Origin of the sequence: Paenibacillus sp. JJ-223 (genome assembly GCF_927798175.1) — a bacterium.
In the GTDB taxonomy this organism is placed as follows: Bacteria; Bacillota; Bacilli; order Paenibacillales; family Paenibacillaceae; genus Paenibacillus; species Paenibacillus hubeiensis.
On the sequence record NZ_CAKMMP010000003.1, the window covers coordinates 70,179 to 88,238 of the forward strand.

The following is an 18,060-nucleotide window of genomic DNA, read 5'->3' on the forward strand; positions in this document are numbered from 1 at the left end:
ATAGTCATCGAAATAGAGGGGGGATTACGATATTAAGTCACTATTCATTTAATTAGTAACTTTCGTAATTAAGTTATGGGGATACGATCAATGTTTCAAATCTAAGACGGAACGGTTACATATTCCAAGCGTTTATTTTGTGTATAGTAGCTTGACTTTCGTCAAAATCGTTTATACTGGAGGAATCAACATGACGGATCTTAAAGACAAGGTTGCCATTATTACGGGCGGGGCTTCCGGTATAGGTTTGGCAACGGTAAAAGCTTTTCTGGACAAAGGCGCGAAAGTCGTGATCGCCGATTACGACGAGGAGCACGGAAAAAGCGTGGAACAAGAACTGAAACAGACCTATAAAGATGTTGTTTTTATCAAAACGAATGTAGCCGATGAGAAACAAGTCGAAAACCTGGTGGCAGAAACAGTTAAACAATTCGGAAAATTGGACGTGATGTTTAACAATGCCGGCGTTGGCGTGCAGAAACCTTCGCATGAATTGACGGACGAAGAATACAAACGTGTCATTTCCATCAACCAAGACGGCGTATTCTACGGTTCAAAATATGCCATCCGCGAAATGCTGAAAACAGGCGGAGGTTCTGTCATCAGCACGTCTTCGATTCTTGGTTCCGTGGGTGAACCCACGTCCATGCCTTATGCAGCAAGTAAAGGTGCCGTCAACCAGATCACCAAATCGCTTGCTCTGGAATATGCGGATCGTAACATCCGCGTTAATGCCGTAGCTCCCGGATTCGTCGAGAGCGGCATGGTCAACAAAGAGGCACTGGGAGAATTCTACGACGGTTTGGTCGCGAAACATCCGCTGGGCCGCTTGGGCAGACCGGAAGAGATTGCTCATGCCGTCGTATTCCTGGCTGAAAATGATTTTGTTACAGGAACAACCGTGTTAGTGGACGGCGGATATCTGGCCCAATAACTACCCGATCTATAGCATTTGAAGCCGAAAAGCGGTACAAACCCGAAAATGGTTTGTACTGCTTTTTTGTTTTGGCAATGGTCCATTTTTGATGGGAAGTTCTGTCAGTATAGCATGCCTGATTGGTATAAAAGGGCTTTGGATCTTTGAATAATTCTCTCCTAGATGTATAGGCTGCTCCTGTGCTATGTTGTATGGTGCAGGAGGACGCCTGCTTATCGATGATGAGAAGCGAGGGACCATTCATGTATAAACAAAAGACGAAACAAACCGATTGCAGTGTCGTTGAATTCATCGAAAGCGTGGACAACCCGAAAAAACGGGAGGATGCCTATCGATTGCTGGATATATTCACGAAGGCTACGGGAGATGAAGCCAAGATGTGGGGCCCGACCATCATCGGATTCGGAGCGTATCATTACAAGTATGAATCCGGCCATGAAGGCCATGCGCCGCTGGTGGGATTCTCCCCAAGAAAAGCAAAAATCAGCTTGTATTTTGCGACAGGAGACCCGCAGCGGGAACATCTTTTGAAAGATTTCGGCAAACATACGACAGGAAAAGCATGCGTCTACATTAACAAGGTGGACGATATTAACGTCGGGATATTGGAAGCTTTAATCCAACAGTCGGTCCGCTTTTTGAAGGAAAGGTACCCCGCAGGCCCGGCTTGAGGCAAGATAACGTAAAAGCAGGAAAGCATCCGTGATGTACTAACATCTAACTATATGAAAAAAGAATGAGGCGGGAATGTCTATGAAGTTGGAACGATTGATCTCCATCATTTATAAGTTGATCAATCATGAAGTGATCTCGGCTTCCACATTAGCCCAAGAGTTTCAAGTCTCGCAAAGAACGATCTATCGGGATATTGACGTGATCTGCGCTGCCGGTTTCCCGGTTGTATCGCACCAGGGAACCAAGGGCGGGTACGGCATGATGGAGGGCTACAAAATGGATAAAAGCCTGCTCGGATCGTATGACGTGAGTACCTTGATCACCGTGCTCCAAAGTCTGTCCACCGTGTTTGACGACGAGCGTGCGCAGGGAACCATCGAACGGTTGCAAACGATCGGGCCTGAACATCGGACGCCGAATGTATCGGTCGATTTGGAAACCCGCAGGACGGCACCCGAAGCACTTCAGCTTTTGCGTAAAGCCATAACGAATCGAAGCGTCGTTCGCTTTGACTATATCAATGCCAACAATGAACGTACGCTTCGCGAATTGGAACCGATGAGGCTTCATTATAAATATCGAAATTGGTACATTTACGGATTTTGCCGGACTCGGGACGACTGCCGGGAATTTCGGTTATCCAGGTTGATGAACTTGGTTCTGACTCAAGAAACTTTTCAACCGCATGAGGAGCAGCCGGAAGAAACAAGGGGATCGAACCAAGCATGGCAAGGCGAGTTGGAGGATGTTGTGATTCGCGTCGGACCCGATGCCTTGGCAGAAGCGTTGGATCAATTTCATCACATGCACAAGCAATTTCATGCCGACGGCAGCATGACGATGCGAATTCCCGTGTATAAACCGATGGAAGCGAAGTGGCTTTGGTTCATTCTGCTCGGATTCGGCAGCAGGGCAGAGGTGCTTGAACCCTATGAATTGCGGGGCATCTTAAAAAAACAACTTCAAAATACGCTCCAACTTTATGAAGAAGGCTGACACGCTGTTGTCAAACTTCTTTTTTTATAATCATGTTCAGAAACGTAAACAAAATCATTGCTAATTCAAAGGAGACGCTACGAATGACAAATCATGCAGGGGAAATGTATCATTACCATGTTTGGGCGAACCAAACGATCTTAGGGAGAATTGGCGAGCTGCCAACCTCGGTGCTGCATCAGGAAGTGAACAGCTCGTACCCCACGATCGCCCATGCCCTCAGCCATATTTATGCGGTGGATACGATGTGGTACAAGGTATTGTCAGGAATGGGCATGCAAGAGGCGCTCCAGGAAGGTATGCCACTAAACGCTCAGATTTTGCCGTCCATCGAAGAATATACCCAGGCTTTTGCCGAGTTGGCGGAACGATTGAAGCAATGGCTCCAAGGCCAAAATGATTTGGAACAAACCATTTTGCTCGATAATCCGTTTGCAGGCATCCGCGAAACGCGTCTATCGGAAATGGTGCTGCACCTTGTTAATCATGGGACTTACCATAGGGGGAACATATCCACAATGCTGCGTCAGTTGGGTCATGCTTCAACGATGAATGACTATGCTTTGTATTGGTATCAAGGCTTGGCGTGAATCCATTTAACTCGAAGGGAGCGATAATCAACACGATCCAAAGCTATAAAAGCCAGCCAAAAAATATACACTAGCCGATTGGACAATTTCATTGCGAACACGAGAGAAAACATCATGTATGGTCAGTGGAATGATCAGGGTCGTTTGTTGGATTATTAGCAGTTGATATTACTCGGATCGTGAAAATTAACCCAGGAAGTCGCCACAATGGCGGCTTTTTTGGCCTTTTGGAACAATTATGCTGTCATCTGTTTCAGATTCATTTAAGAAAAGTTTTTTAAGATGAATTTCAATAAACAGATTAAAAAGCAAAGAGGTGGATGAATCATGACAGTAAACAAATGGACCAAGTTGGTTGGGGTGGCGATATTATGTTCATCCATGTTGGCAGCATGCAGTTCGGGCAGCCAAGGAACTGCAAGCGAAACTGGCACAACCAATGAAGCGAGTACAGATAATCAAAGTACATCTGACGGAACTGCGCAAACAGCTTCATATGCGGAGGAGATCGATAAAACAAAGATCATGTCCATCTCCATCGACGCAGATGAAGATGCATGGCAGCAAATGCTCGACAATGCCACGAATGAAGAGTACATTTCTGCAGACATCACGATTAACGGAACAACGATCAAAAATGTCGGTATCCGTCCAAAGGGTAACTCCAGCCTTAGACAAGTGGCGTCAGACGATACGACGGCCCGTTACAGTTTTAAAATTAAGTTCGACGAATTCGTTGAGGATCAAACGTGGGAAGGGCTTGACAAACTTGTCGTTAACAATATGATTTCGGACAGCAGCTATATGAAAGAATATTTGAGCTACGACATCATGAGTTATATCGGCGTGGATGCACCATTGTTCTCGTTCGCCAACATTAGCGTTAACGGGAACACTTGGGGACTGTATCTGGCAGTCGAAGACATCGATGGATCATATAAGGCTCGTGCCAAAAATGATGAAGGCGAAATATACAAGCCGAACAATGATGATAATGATATGGGCGGAGGCGGCATGGGTCAACCAGGAGGTAACCCGCCAACTCCAAACGAAACAACGTCTGACGGCGATCAACAGACGGATCAAGCACGGGCGGCTGGTATGGAACCGCCCGATGGTGCTGAATTTCCGGATATGTATGGGAAGCAAAGCGGATATGGCGAGAATGGTTGGCCGCAAGGTGGCATGGGGGGAAACCGTGGCCGCGGAGGCGGCATGAACGGCGGAGGCAACGGCGTTTCGCTGGAATACACCGATGATGAAATCTCCAGTTATTCTGCGATCTTCGACAATGCCAAGACGAAGACAACGGAAGAGGATGAACAGCGCGTTATTGAAGCGCTCAAAAACTTGAGCACAGGCACGGATTTGGAGAAGTACGTGGATGTGGATGCCGTACTGAAATATTTTGCGGCGCATACGGTCGTCGTAAATATGGACAGCTATACGTCCAGTATGGGACATAACTATTATTTGTATGAAAATGACGGTAAAATCAGCATGCTGCCATGGGATTACAATATGGCGTTCGGTGGCTTCCAGTCGGGCAGCGCGTCCGATGTCGTCAATCAGCCGATCGACACGCCGGTGTCCGGCGTCAGCATGGAAGAACGGCCGATCCTGAGCAAACTGTTAGAGGTGCCGGAGTATAAGGAGAAGTATCATGAATACTTGCAACAAATCATGGACGGCTACTTCGCAGATGGGAAATTTGAGGAGAAAGTGCAAAGTTTGAACGACCTGATCGCAGAATCCGTGAAGGCAGATTCTACGGCGTTCGTAACGTATGACAAATACGAAGAAGCTGTAGCGGAATTGTCCAAACTGGGCACATTGCGTGCGCAAAGCATCCAAGGCCAACTGGACGGAGATATCCCTGCCACGACTCAGGAGCAGCAAGCGAATTCGAACTCCCTGATTGACACTTCATCCATCGACTTGTCCAAATTGAGTGATGGCATGGGAGGTGGAGGACGAGGATTTGGCGGCGGCCAGCGTAAGGATCAAACTGAACAATCCACCGACACCAGCACGAGTACCAGTACCAGTACCAGTAACAACAGCAGCACTGGCAAGGAATCTAAATAATTTAGCGAAAACATATTCACGCAATCCATGTGCAGTACGATGCTAAATGAAACAGAGTATGTTGCAATACGAAATGTCAAAGAGGTCCATGCCGAAAGGCACAGACCTCTTTGTTGCGTTTATATAAATTGAAATATATAAACCGCAAAAAACATACACACGTTAACGGAGAGGCAGAACCAATCTGGGGATAACAGCGATCGGAAGATGGTACTGCACTTGCAGTGCCCTTGTGTGAATGATTAATGCGGTTTATATAGCCAACCACATGAGTTAACCTTTCACCGCACCGGCGGTAAGGCCGCTGACGATATATTTCTGGCCGAACAAATAAAGAATGAACACGGGCAGCGACGTCAGCACGAGGTTGGCGAAAATCAGGTTCCAGTCCCGGCTGTACTTGCCGTAAAAGTTGTAGATGGAAAGCGGCATCGTCCAGGTGGAGCTATCCGTCAGGAAATAAACCGGTATCGTGATATCGTTCCATACGGACATGAACACCATGATCGCAACGGTGGCGTTAACAGGCAGGATCAGCGGCGTGACGATTTTGAAAAAGACCCCGAAGACGCTCGCCCCTTCCAAAAAAGCCACTTCGTCCAGCGCTTTCGGAATCGTTTTGATGAAACCGCTGTACAGGAACACGCTGAATGCCGTATTCAGCGCGGCATAGATCAGAATGACGCTGGTGATGCTGCCGTAAAATCCAAGTCCTTGCACGACGCGAATCGTCGTGATGATGGACATCGGGGCGATCAATCCCATGAAGAAATACATATAGATCGCGCCGGAAACCTTCGTTTCCCTGCGTGCCAAAATGAACGATGCTGCCGAAGAGGCAACGATGTTAATGATGGACGAGATCCCCGTAATCCAGATGCTGTTCAAGAAAGCGCGGGACAATCCGCCTTCTTGAAATACTTTAACGTAGTTCGAGAACTGCCACTCTTTCGGGAAACTGAGTGAGAAGCTGAGCACTTCGGCACTCGTTTTGAACGAACCGAAAATCAGGATGATCAGTGGCAAAAGAATAAGCAGTGAAGCGAGAATCAGTATGCCCTCCACAATATAATTGCGAATGGCGAGTTTGCGTGTGTATCCCATGTTATTCGGTAACCTCCTTGCGCCGCATGAAAATCAGAAGCGGAATGGCGATGATGGTGACTGCCACGAACAATAGCGTATTGACCGCGGTACCAAGTCCCCAGTTGCCTTCGCCGAACGAACGCAAAATAATCGTACCGACGACCTGCGATGCATTGCCCGGGCCACCGCCGGTCATGACGTATACTTCGGAAAATACTTTGAGTCCGCCAATCAGCGTCAGCATCACGTTGATGTTGATGGCAGGCAGCAGGAGGGGCAGCGTAATTTTAAAGAAGCTTTTCCAGGAGCTTGCTCCGTCGATCCTGGCCGCTTCGTAGTATTCCTGGGAAATGGATTGCAATCCGGCCAGATAGATGGCCATTTGAAACCCGGCGCTCTGCCAGATGGACACGATGGCAATCGTCCAGATGACGAGCGAAGGATTCGTCAGCCAGGCTTGGCTAAGCGAATGCAGGCCGACCGCATCAAGTACGTTGTTAATCGTACCTTCCGTACGCAGCATCGGCGTGAACAAAATGCTGATCACAAGAATGCTGAGAATGGAAGGGGAGTAGAAAATCGCGCGCAGCAGGTTTTTCGTTTTCAATCGCATGTTCAGCGCTACCGCAAGCAGAAGACCGATGATGTTTTTGCCGGCAACCGTGACTACGGCGAAGATGGCCGTGTTTTTCAGCGCGAGAATAAGCGTTTTGTCGGAAAAGATTTTTTCGAAATTGGCCCAGCCGATAAATTTCAGGTCGATCCGGTCGAGCCGCCAGTCCGTAAACGAATAATAGAAGGCCGCAAGGGCCGGAATGACGAAAAAAATGGAGTAGATGAGGATTGCCGGAAGTATCATGTAATACGAATATAAGTTTTTTGCCCTTTTCATGTCTCACGCTCCGTTATGGCTTGGGCAGCACAACATCTGGAATGTCATGCTGCCCTTTATTTCGCTCTCTTAGAAACCGGCTACGCCTTTGTCCTGCATCAGTTGACTGAATTTCTCGTCCCAAGCCTTGAGCACTTCTTCCGGCGTCATGCCGCCGGCAAACTGATCCTGCAGCAAACGGTACAGCTCGCTGCGGTCAACCAGCATGTATGCATCCGTCGTCAGCACGGTTTTCTTCGGCGTAATGTAGTTGTCTACGATGTCTTGTTTGTAAGCCGGCAGCTCCGGCGTCGTTACGTCGCTGAGATTGGATACGTAGCCTTTGGAATCTACGATTTTCTGCGCTACGTCTTTGGAAGCGATGAAGTCCAGAAACTTTTTGGCTTCTTCCAAATGTTTCGCTTTTTTCGGAATGAACAGCTGACCGCCGAGTGGACTTGCACCCAGGCTAGCATCTTCGGATGAAGGGATCGGGAATACGCCCAATTCCATGCTCGGGTCTTGCTGGGCCACGCCTTCGATCAACCAGTCACCCATAAACATCATGGCGACTTCCTTGTTCAGGAACTTGCCAACCGCCATGTCGTAACTGTCGCTAAGCACGTCTGCGTTGGTGTACCCTTTTTTATACACTTCGTACTGCTGTTCCAGGAAGGTTTTGAATTCCGGGATGTCAGACCATTTTCTTTTGTTGCTGTTCAAGTCATCGAAGAAGGTCGGATCATTTTTGGACACAAAATCGGCAAAGGCTGCCGCAGGCCAGATGTTGGCTGCCCAAGCGTCTTTATAAGGCATAAAGACCGGCGTAATGCCGCTCGCTTTGATTTTTTCGCTGACTTCCAGGAATTGATCAAAATTTTTCGGGATCGACAAGCCCAGGTCGGCAAAGATCTGTTTGTTGTACACAACGCCTTGCATACCCGTATCTTGGCTGACATGGAAGCTGTAAATATGGCCGCCTGCAGACAGAACGTCTTTGTTCACGATTCTGCTTGCCCAAGGCTCGTTATCCAGAATTTCGAAGTTGCGTTCCAGGTTTAAGTCCGTAACGGCGCTGGCCAGGTTGTATTGAATAATGTCCGGCGTTTCATCCACGGCCAGCTTGGTTTGCAGGACGGTCGTCGTTTGTTCGGCCGGAATAAGCTGCAAATTCACGGCGATGTTGGTTTGCTTTTCGAATTCGTCCAAAATGTCCTGCTGGATAAAGGCCGAATCTTGAGAGCTTTTGGAGATGGCCAGCTCCAGCGTGACTTTGCCACCTTTGCTTTCGCCGCCTGCGGACGTTCCTGAATCCGAGCTACCCGAGCCGCATGCCGTCAACGCGATGGACAATAATCCGGCCAGAAGAACGGACGCCGTTTTTTTTCTTTGATGAATCTTCAATGCAAATCCCCCTCTAAAACGTTTGATTGAATCCGCTTACAGACCTGATTATACGTTTTCCTCCATGCAGGGTACATGTCTGTGGTTGAGCGTTGATGTGTAAAATTCTGAACTTGAAATCGCTATCATTTCATGATCACTCGTGATACAGTAAGGAATGAATGCAAACGGATTCGACAACAAGACAGAACGGGAGGCGGTCTCGCAAGTGGCCAAGTTCATGCATCGCGCAACGCAATTCAGTTTGCAAACCAAGGTGTTTCTGACGTTTCTGGCACTGCTGTTGTTTGTGCTGGGTTGTTTCCTGGTGTACGTCAATGTCGTGGTCATCCGGCCTCTTAAAGAAAAAACGGTTCAGGATATGTTGATGACGGCGACCAAAGTCAGGGAGCAGGTTGACCTTTACATTGATCATCAGAACCAGCTGTCACAGCGGCTGCTGTCGAATAAAGACATTTTCGCTACCATGGACAAAAGCTATGAGGCCCAGAACAGCTATGAGAGACTAAAGCAAATTCGCAAGTTAAAAGATATCATGTTTCAAGCGATTGGGCCTAGCATGAATATCAAGGACATGTCCATTTATGATCCAAGAGGGGTCATGCTTACTTCGTACTTGGGAGCAACCAATCGGGAGTTGTCCTTGCAGCGGACGCTGGAGGGCAGTGAGGCGGGGCGGCAGTGGTCAGGCAGCGGATTCGTGTTGCTCCGGCATGCGGACACCATTTCGTTCATCCGCTCCATCAATGATCAGAATGGCACAATATACGGTTATCTGAACATTCAAATGGACCAGGATTACGTGCAAAAGCTGACCGAAGGAGTAACGGCTGGAGAGGTCTATATCCTCAATCAATACGGAGAGCAGATGACCGGCTTGGATGAGGGTGCCCAGCAAGTGAAACAAATTGAACCGTCGTCGTCCGAGGGGCTGGATGTCGATGAGCAAGGCAATTACATAACGCATTCCCAATCTTTGCATTCGGGATGGATTACGTATATCGTTACGCCGAGAAAATCCGTATTTGGATCGGTGAATTCGGTGCAGCTGATTTCGATCCTGCTCATTACTTCCCTTATGCTGGTTTCTTTTGTGTACATTTTAGTTTCGACGCGGAACCTGCTGCTCCCCATCCGCAAGCTTCGCAGCCAGATCTGGCGCATCAATTATAGCAATATGAATTTAAAGGTTGACGATCGTCCCAAAAATAACGATTTGCTGCTGCTGAATGAAGCCTTCCAGGATTTGATGCAGCGGCTGCAGCAATCGATCGACCGGGAGAAAGTGGCGCTGCATGAAGAAGTCATGGCCCGGAATTCGGCGCTTCAGGCGCAGATCGCACCTCATTTCATTCATAATGTGTTATACCTCATCAGCATTGCAGCCCAAGAGGGCAAAACGAACGTTGTTTCCGATATGTGCAAACATTTGTCGGACAGCTTGCGTTATATCGTATCTTCTCCATACGCGCATGTGACTTTAGCCGATGAGCTTGAACATACGAGGCATTACTTGTCGTTGGTTCAACAGAAGTACGAGGAAGATTTGGAATGGGAGATCGTATCGGACGACTTGTCCAACGAAATTCAATTGCCGAGACTGGTGATTCAGCCTTTTGTCGAAAATTGCATTGAGCATGCATTTATGAATACGGCTCCTCCTTGGAGCATCCGGATTACCGTAAAACAATTCAACGGTTTATGGGCTTTGGAGATCAGAGACAACGGGGACGGATTCAGGGCGGAGAAAATACAGGAAATTATGAACAATATTCGAGAGAACGCTTCGAATGCGAGTCAAAGACAAAGCCGGCATACCGGGCTGGGCAACATGGGGATCGTCAACAGCGTCAACCGGCTCCAGCTGATGTATGCCAATCGGCTTATGTTTAATATTTTCAATCACCATTCTGATCAGGAAAAAGGCGCAACGGTACAGATTATTGGCTCCATGAGCCAAGATTTTTACCAAGAGTAGGAGGCGGAAGAGATGTACAACGTCATCATTGTAGAGGACAGCAAACCGATCTTGCGCAACATTAAGACCCTGTTGGATGCGCTCGACATGCCGCTTCGGGTCGTCGCCACGGCAACGAATGGAGAGGAGGCGCTTGAGGCAATACGCCATGAGTCCATCCATATATTGCTGACGGATATCCGGATGCCCAAAATGGACGGATTATCATTGATTGAACAGGTCAAACAACTGCACCCGAATCTTAAAGTGGTGCTGATCAGTGGTTATAGCGATTTTGAATATACGCGCAAAGCGTTGAATCTGCAGGTGTTTGATTATTTGCTCAAACCGGTGGATCGCAAAGCGCTGGAAGAGGTCATGGCTCGCGTCATCGACCAGTTGAACCGGCAAATGCCCAATGATGCGGAGCTGTTGAAGGATATCGTAGCCCCCGAGTTATACGCGAACTTCAAGCTGGGAGAAGACCTGTCTTTGGTCGGACAGGTGATGTTTGTTCTTCGCAGACAGCCTTTCACAGGCGGCGGCCAACAGTGGGGAAGAGAGACGATCCTGTATGCGCTGACGGAATATTTGGCTCCTTATCCTTGCAAGGCGTTTCCGGCGCAGAGCTCGCAACAAATCATTGCGTTCGTAAACCGTGCCGTTCTGGATCGTTACTCATCCGTGTATGAGTGCCTCGAATCCGTTCGGCGGCACTTATCGAAGCAGGGCATGGACGTAATGATCGGAGGACAGCTGTTAACCGGCGAATCCGGCAGATTGCCGGAGTTATACCATCGGATCTCCGGAATTATTGGGGAGCAGCAGCGGATCAATCAAGGATGTGCGCTGGATACGGGGAATCCCGTTTCGCTTGCCCGTTCGGAAACAGGAGGCATGGGCATCGCTCCGGAAACGGACGTTGTGCGCATGATCCAACGGAATCAGAAGGAACGTTTTCAACTGAAGCTGTCCGAGCTGCTGGTGAAATGGAAGGAAAATAATGTACAGCTGGCGGAGCTGGAACGATTCATCGGTTTATTGGTCGATACGTTTGCCCATTTGCTGGAGGAGCGGGGGTCGGGGATTCGGCTTGGTCTTGAAGCACGTGCTAAACAGCTGCTTGAAGAAACGAATTATGCCGATTTTGGCATTGCGTTCATGGCGTGGACGGGACAATGCTTCGACATGCTGCAATCGCATTCTCGCAAAAGCAGAGAGGTGCTGTTCGAACAGATTGACGAATATATGAAAATGAACCGATACTCGTCATTGTCGATCAATGACCTTGCCGTAAAATTTCACGTGAGTCCGTCATATATTAGCAGAGTCATTAAAAACTTTACCCAGAGTACGTTTGTTCAGTATTATACAGGGTTGAAAATCAAAGAAGCATGCCGGCTGATGGAGAGCAAACCACACATGAAGTTCAGGGAACTGTCCGATTTGCTGGCATTCAGCGATCAGCACTATTTTTCCAAAGTGTTCAAAGAATACACGGGATTCACGCCCACAGAGTATAAGGAGCATAAAAGGGAGGGATCAAGGTGAGTGAAAACAAGGAAACGCCGGAATACATGAGGGAACGTTTAATTCAAGAAGAACAACGTAAAGATTCTCCGATGGTGGTATTTAAGGACGGTATGGATCGGGCCGCGGGCGGCAACCTGTCGGAACTGATGCGCGGTTTGGGGTGGAAGGGAACCTTGATCGTTGTGCTGGTGCTTGTCGTTGCGATCATCGTAATGCCGAGGTTTTTTTGAATGGGGCGTGTGGATCGAGGTGAAGTCGCCAAATCAGGTGTTTTTTTAGGAAGGTTCAATAGAACTATTGGAACAGGAGGCAGATTTGGATAAAATATCCTTGATTCTAATCACATTCGCTTGGAAGGAGAAATACAAGATGACGGGCACCGAGAAGAGGAAAGGCATCATTCTACGAAGAGGTGGGCTGCTGGCCTTAAGCTTGCTGCTGATGTCCCTGGCCCTTCTGCCGGCGGGCTCCGCCCAGGCTGCAGACAGCAAATGGATCAACCAGATATGGGACAAATACAAGGCGTATAACAAGAAAACGGTCTCAAATTATAACGCTTATATGAAAAAGGCGACGGATACATACAAAGCCTATCTTCAGAAACAAAACAGCCGTCTGGACGAACTGGAAAGCATTGTCCTGGAAGACCAAAAAAAGTGGAACGAATGGCTGAAGGAGGATTTGGCGAAACTTACGGAAAAATACGGGGATAACCGCGAGCTGCGGGATGCATTGAATCAGTACGAACGCGATATCAATCCGAACTCGCTCAGCAGCCCCATGGGTCTTTACTCCCGGGCGGCCAACCGCAATTCCCTGAGCAGCACGATGGGCATATACGACCGCGCAATCAACGAGAACGCACTGACCAGCTACATGGCCGAATATAAAAAAGCGGTTGATCCAGACAGTTTAACCAGTCCCGCTTTTGCGCTGAAAAAAACGGTATCGGATCGTTACCTCACCAGCCCGATGTATCTTTTAATGAAAAACTCCAGCACTGACTACCTCACCAGCCCGTTGTATCGTTATTCGATCGGAAAGATCAGCAAATCCAAAGCACAGCAGCAATACAGCAAACTGTATAAAGACTATACCGCCCAAATTTCCAGGGATACTGCGGCTTACAAAAAGGAGATCGCCGAAAAGGTCGCATCCGCCGATCTGAAGATTCAGAAGCTTTATCTGGAAACCATCCAGGCGCTCGAGAAGCAGCGTAATGCAACGCTGCAAAACATTTCCGACCAGCGCAAAAAAATGGGCGAGGAAGGATTGACCTGGGAGCCACTGCTAGTAATCCCCGCAAAAAAGTGAATGGTAACCCTCAAGATGGACACTTTGAAAAAAAGGGACCGTCCTGCCGATTTTTATATGTTGAGGACAGGAACTTGGTTCCCGTGCCTTTAAAGGACGATAGCTGTTAGCCGAGGAGGCAGTCAAGGACAAATGCTTGCCCTTGGCTGCCTTTTGTCATCCAACTTACGGCCGGCTCATCGCGGTTTCCCCGGTTCGTGTCAGCTCAAGCAGGCCATATGGCTCAAGAAGCTGAAGCAGGGCATTGTTTTGCGCCATCTCGCCGACAACCTGCACAACGAGCGCGTCCAGACCGACGTCGGCAATGGTGCATCGAAACGTTTCCGCGATCGAGCCAATTTCCTGCCGCTGGGCAGGCAACGCCTTCAGCTTCACGAGCATCAATTCCCGCGACAGCTTGGGAGCGGGATCAAGCGAATGGACTTGGATTACGTCGACCAGCTTGCTCAACTGCAAGATCAGCTGATCGCGCATTTGACGGTTGCCCGCGGCGACGATCGTCATCCGCGACAAACCTTCGAGCTCACAGCCGCCTACCGTAATACTCTCGATATTATATCCTCTGCGGCTGAATAAGTTGGCGACCCGCTGCAGCACCCCCGGATGATCATTGGTCAATACGGAAATGGTATGTCTATCCATTGGTTATCTCTTCCCCCGTCATCATATCGCTCAGCGCCATCCCTTGCGGCACCATAGGATATACTAGCTCATCCCGATCGACTACAAAATCGATCAGAACAGGTCCTTCCGTTTCCATTGCAAGCTGCCACACCCGTTGTGCTTCCTCTGGGTTCTGCGCCCTTAATCCCGTTATGCCGTAAGCTTCCGCGAGTTTGACGAAATCCGGACTGCCGGACAAATCGATATGGCTGTGGCGTCCTTCATAGACAAGCTCCTGCCACTGTTTGATCATGCCCAGCGTGCGATTGTTGATCACAACAATCTTCACCGGGATTTGGTGGATGGCGCACACCGCCAGTTCCTGTGCGCACATCTGCATTCCGCCGTCGCCATTGATCGATATGACAGTGCGCCCGGGATTACCGATTTGAGCGCCAATCGCAGCGGGAAAGCCGAATCCCATCGTACCGAGGCCGCCTGAAGTGATCAGCGTACGGGGGTGGTTAAAGCGGCCGAACAGCGCGGTCCACATTTGGTGCTGTCCGACGTCCGTCGTGATAATGGCTTCGCCCCCGGTGGTTTCGGCAATCATCTCGATGACATATTGGGGCTTCAGTTCCTGTCCGTCTTTGCGGTAACGCGGCGGGTGAAGCATTTTCATCCGGTTCAGCTCGGAAACCCACGATGCGGTTTGGTTGGCATGGCCGTACGTACCTGAATCTGCCCGCAGCTCATCAAGCAGTGCGCGGAGTACCGTGCAGGCATCCCCCGTAACCGAGATGGACGAAGGCACCAGCTTGCCAATCTCGGCGGCGTCAATGTCGATGTGGGCAATGACCGCCTCCGGAGCAAAGCCGTCAAGCCTCATGGTCACCCGGTCATCAAACCGGGAACCAACGGCGACAAGCAAGTCGCACTGCAATAAAGCCCGGTTGGCGGTAACCGTTCCATGCATGCCTGCCATGCCGAGCGAAAGAGGATCATCGGAAGGAAATCCCCCGATTCCGAGCAGCGTGGTCGTCACCGGGATGCCGCAGTGACGAGCCAGTTCCGACAGCGCCTGTTCAGCCCCGGCGTGGATAATGCCTGCCCCCGCCAGAATGAGCGGTTTCCTGGCACTCCGCAGAACGGCGGCCAACCTGCCGATTTGATCCGGTCGGACAAAGGGAAGCGGTTGGTAGCCCCGTATGGAGATTTCCTCAGGATATATAAACTCTGTCATCTCAGCGGAAACGTCTTTCGGGATATCGACCAGCACCGGTCCTTTTCGTCCGGAATTGGCCAAATGAAACGCTTCACGAAGCACTCGGGGCAGTTCATCCGCCGTACGTACCATATAGCTGTGTTTGGTCACCGGCAGGGTCATACCGCCGATATCGGCTTCTTGGAAAGCGTCGGTGCCGAGCAGCGACGTAGCCACATTGCCGGTTATAACGACCAGCGGAATGCTGTCCATATGAGCGGTCGCAATGCCGGTGATCAGATTCGTCGCACCAGGTCCCGATGTTGCCAGACAAACTCCTGTTCTGCCAGTGGAGCGGGCGTATCCGTCTGCGGCGTGAATGGCTCCTTGTTCATGTCTGGTCAGGATATGCTTGAAATCCGGGTTTCCATGCATCGCATCATATATATACAGCACGGCGCCCCCAGGATACCCGAAGACACATTCAACCCCTTCAAGAAGCAGGGATCGCAGCAGTATCTCCGATCCGCTGATTCGGTCTCTCTTTAACAAACGTTCACGATCCGTTGGATTCATGCACATTCACTCCCTTCATTTACACGGTAACATGCGGAAACGAAGGAGAGTACTACCCATCCTGTTACTTTGATAGTATACTTTTGGCTAATAATTTAACCGGGAGCGTACCGAACATGGAAACGATAAGGGATGTCATGATCAGGCTTGGTGCCGAGGAATTTACGGGGAGAGCCTTCGAATGCCAATATTTCGGCAGGATGCTGGAAGCCGGCAGGGAGGGAACGGCACAAATATTAAACGTGCACGGCACGGGCGGAATCGGCAAAACCACGCTGCTGACGCGCTTTAGCCGCTTGGCGGACAATGTCGGTGCCGGGTTCGTGCGGATGGACATGCAGGATTATATGGGCAGCCCGGACCTTTTTATGCAGGATCTGGCGTCCAGACTGGACTCGGATGGGCAAAGACCTATGGGGACAGTGACTGCAGAACGAATTATCGAGCATCTCCACAACAGCGCGGCGGGAAAAAAGATCGTGCTCGCACTGGATCAATACGAGGAGGCCGGAAGCATTGATTCTTGGCTCCGTGAAACCTTTTTCCCCCTTCTCCGGTCCGATCTGCTGATCGTCATTGCGGGGAGGTACCCGCTGGGCGGCCCCTGGAAGCTGTCTTCGTTATGGAGGAGGCTGATCGTTAATCTTCCGCTGTCCGAATTGCAGTATGAGGAGGCTAGGACCTATCTCCGGCGGCAGGGAATCACGGACGAGTCGTTGATCGACCGGCTGTGGCTGATCTCATCAGGGCATCCGCTTTCCTTGTCGCTGCTCGCCGTCAATACGGGAAGCGGCCAATTCCGCAGCAGCGCTAAGCGGGAAACGCACGCGGAACTGCTGCAATATTGGCTTGAGGAGGTGCCTGACGAAACGCTCCGGTCCTTGGTATATGCGGCATCCGTTCCACGGAGCTTCGATCTCGAAATGCTGCAGCGGATGATGGAGGCAGAGCTGCCTCGCGAAGTATTCGAACGTTTGATCAAGCTTTCCTTTGTCGGAAGCTCTGCGAGAGGATGGCAGCTGCATGACCTTGTCCGTGACGCTGCCCGGCAGAGTTTTCGGGAACGGCAGCCGGATACGTTCGCGCTGTACCTTGAGCGGCTGATCGCGGTTCTTAACGAACGGATCCGTTCAAAAATGGAGGGGGGGTCAAGCGCCGCTGCGGATATATACGAGTTGATCAGCCACACCGGCCATCCGATTCTGCGCGCACATTTTCGGTACAATCGCAGCTCGGCAAATTATTGGGAGCCGGTGACGGAGCAGACACTGCCGGAAATGGAGAAGTATATTGAACGGCGGAAAGCCGCGGCCAAGACGGCCAGAATCGTATGCTCCGATCCGGACAGTGATGAGTGGTTCCGATATGAGTTGACGGGGCAAGAGAGCCTGCTCCGGTTAACCGGATGGGATCCAGCCGAATTGACCGCATTTGGGCTGGATTCGTTCCGTCTGCTGCGGGGACCGGATGGCGACGTTCTCGGGCTGGCGGCAATGCTGTCCGTTCGGGCCGATACGCTGCCGTATTTACTGCGGAACCCGCTTTCGGCTCCTTGCTTCCGTTTGTTAACGGAGGCACATGATCCGCAGGAGAACGAGACATGCAAATTTATATTCGCCGTAGATGTGATGGACCCGGAAAGCCGCGAATTGCGTTCGGACAGCGTTAATCTGATCATGGAACACGTTTTATCAGGGACTTTGCTCATCGCTTGCCCTCCGGCATTGCCCTTTTACCGGGATTCCCATATCAGCATGGGCTTTGAACCCTTACTCGGCATAGAATGTCCTTATGTTTACAACGGCGGCGTTCAGGCCGCAGCGTACCGTTTGGATACCCGTGGGAACAAGCTGCACGCATTTTTGGAGAAGGCGGCAAGTTTACGAACGGAAAATGGTTCAATGAAAGAACATCCTCATTCGGCTCGGCGAAAAGCGGAGGGCCCCCTGATAAGCCGACTAACCCCGCGGGAGCTTGAAGTAGCCGAACGCATTGCCAGCGGGTCCACGAATAAGGAAATTGCCGGCTCGCTGTTTATTAGCGAAGCGGCCGTCAAGAAACATCTGAATGCGATGCTGCAAAAGACAGGCCTAAAGAACCGTACGCAAATTGCTGCCGAGCTGCTGAATTCGCGGACAGACCTTTAAAAAATGCAATCCCATTTAGGCTGCCATTTAAGTCCGGTGATGAACCGGGCTTTTTGTTATCGGTTATGAAGCTTTATCC

15 protein-coding genes and 1 pseudogene are annotated in these 18,060 nt (G+C 50.0%); 11 read left to right on the forward strand and 5 right to left on the reverse strand.

All coding sequences use genetic code 11. From position 1 onward, the window contains the following. Positions 1-190: 190 nt before the first annotated feature. From L6H98_RS06710 to L6H98_RS06735, 6 genes and pseudogenes are all read left to right on the forward strand, one after another. On the forward strand, positions 191-934 hold the full coding sequence (locus L6H98_RS06710) for an SDR family NAD(P)-dependent oxidoreductase (protein ID WP_236413839.1): 744 nt from the start codon (positions 191-193) through the stop codon (positions 932-934). A gap of 245 nt (positions 935-1,179) precedes the next feature. After that, positions 1,180-1,608 carry a DUF1801 domain-containing protein gene (locus L6H98_RS06715; RefSeq protein ID WP_236414338.1) on the forward strand — a complete coding sequence of 143 codons (429 nt, stop codon included), beginning with the start codon at positions 1,180-1,182 and terminating at the stop codon, positions 1,606-1,608. An 82-nt stretch (positions 1,609-1,690) separates the two neighbouring features. Then, positions 1,691-2,608 (forward strand): YafY family protein, encoded by a 918-nt coding sequence (locus L6H98_RS06720; RefSeq protein WP_236414341.1) that lies wholly within the window; start codon positions 1,691-1,693, stop codon positions 2,606-2,608. An 83-nt stretch (positions 2,609-2,691) separates the two neighbouring features. Then, the gene (locus L6H98_RS06725; protein WP_236413841.1) at positions 2,692-3,198 is read left to right on the forward strand and encodes a DinB family protein; all 507 of its coding nucleotides are present in this window, start codon (positions 2,692-2,694) and stop codon (positions 3,196-3,198) included. A 26-nt stretch (positions 3,199-3,224) separates the two neighbouring features. Beyond that, positions 3,225-3,357 (forward strand): annotated as a pseudogene (locus L6H98_RS06730) (thymidylate synthase); the annotation flags it as partial. A 168-nt stretch (positions 3,358-3,525) separates the two neighbouring features. After that, complete coding sequence (locus tag L6H98_RS06735) at positions 3,526-5,286, forward strand: CotH kinase family protein (protein ID WP_236413842.1); 1,761 nt, start codon at positions 3,526-3,528, stop codon at positions 5,284-5,286. Between the two features lie 273 nt (positions 5,287-5,559). Here the strand turns inward: L6H98_RS06735 and L6H98_RS06740 are convergent, their stop codons facing one another. The 3 genes from L6H98_RS06740 to L6H98_RS06750 all read right to left on the reverse strand — a co-directional run bounded on the left by L6H98_RS06740 (position 5,560) and on the right by L6H98_RS06750 (position 8,647). After that, the gene (locus tag L6H98_RS06740; protein ID WP_236413844.1) at positions 5,560-6,390 is read right to left on the reverse strand and encodes a carbohydrate ABC transporter permease; all 831 of its coding nucleotides are present in this window, start codon (positions 6,388-6,390) and stop codon (positions 5,560-5,562) included. 1 nt (position 6,391) lies between these two features. Then, positions 6,392-7,264, reverse strand: a complete 873-nt coding sequence (locus L6H98_RS06745; protein WP_236413846.1) for a sugar ABC transporter permease — start codon at positions 7,262-7,264, stop codon at positions 6,392-6,394. Between the two features lie 69 nt (positions 7,265-7,333). Next, positions 7,334-8,647 (reverse strand): ABC transporter substrate-binding protein, encoded by a 1,314-nt coding sequence (locus L6H98_RS06750; protein WP_236413848.1) that lies wholly within the window; start codon positions 8,645-8,647, stop codon positions 7,334-7,336. Positions 8,648-8,855: 208 nt separating this feature from the next. Here L6H98_RS06750 and L6H98_RS06755 point away from each other — a divergent pair, with 208 nt between their 5' ends. From L6H98_RS06755 to L6H98_RS06770, 4 genes are all read left to right on the forward strand, one after another. Further along, on the forward strand, positions 8,856-10,625 hold the full coding sequence (locus L6H98_RS06755) for a sensor histidine kinase (protein WP_339278079.1): 1,770 nt from the start codon (positions 8,856-8,858) through the stop codon (positions 10,623-10,625). A gap of 12 nt (positions 10,626-10,637) precedes the next feature. Beyond that, positions 10,638-12,155, forward strand: coding sequence for a response regulator (locus L6H98_RS06760; protein WP_236413850.1), 1,518 nt, complete (start codon positions 10,638-10,640; stop codon positions 12,153-12,155). After that, positions 12,152-12,367: a DUF6366 family protein gene (locus L6H98_RS06765; protein ID WP_236413851.1), complete on the forward strand. Its 216-nt coding sequence runs from the start codon at positions 12,152-12,154 to the stop codon at positions 12,365-12,367. The genes L6H98_RS06760 and L6H98_RS06765 overlap by 4 nt, the downstream gene beginning before the upstream one ends. Before the next feature lie 85 nt (positions 12,368-12,452). Continuing rightward, positions 12,453-13,451, forward strand: coding sequence for a hypothetical protein (locus tag L6H98_RS06770; protein WP_236413852.1), 999 nt, complete (start codon positions 12,453-12,455; stop codon positions 13,449-13,451). 165 nt (positions 13,452-13,616) lie between these two features. Here the strand turns inward: L6H98_RS06770 and ilvN are convergent, their stop codons facing one another. Next, the gene (gene ilvN / locus L6H98_RS06775) at positions 13,617-14,093 is read right to left on the reverse strand and encodes an acetolactate synthase small subunit (protein ID WP_236413853.1); all 477 of its coding nucleotides are present in this window, start codon (positions 14,091-14,093) and stop codon (positions 13,617-13,619) included. Beyond that, the gene (ilvB, locus tag L6H98_RS06780) at positions 14,086-15,834 is read right to left on the reverse strand and encodes a biosynthetic-type acetolactate synthase large subunit (protein WP_236413854.1); all 1,749 of its coding nucleotides are present in this window, start codon (positions 15,832-15,834) and stop codon (positions 14,086-14,088) included. The genes ilvN and ilvB overlap by 8 nt, the downstream gene beginning before the upstream one ends. Before the next feature lie 116 nt (positions 15,835-15,950). On the opposite strand from ilvB, the gene L6H98_RS06785 reads away from it, so the two are divergent. Continuing rightward, entirely contained in the window at positions 15,951-17,981 is a 2,031-nt protein-coding gene (locus L6H98_RS06785) for a LuxR C-terminal-related transcriptional regulator (RefSeq protein WP_236413855.1), read from the forward strand. Positions 17,982-18,060: the final 79 nt, after the last annotated feature.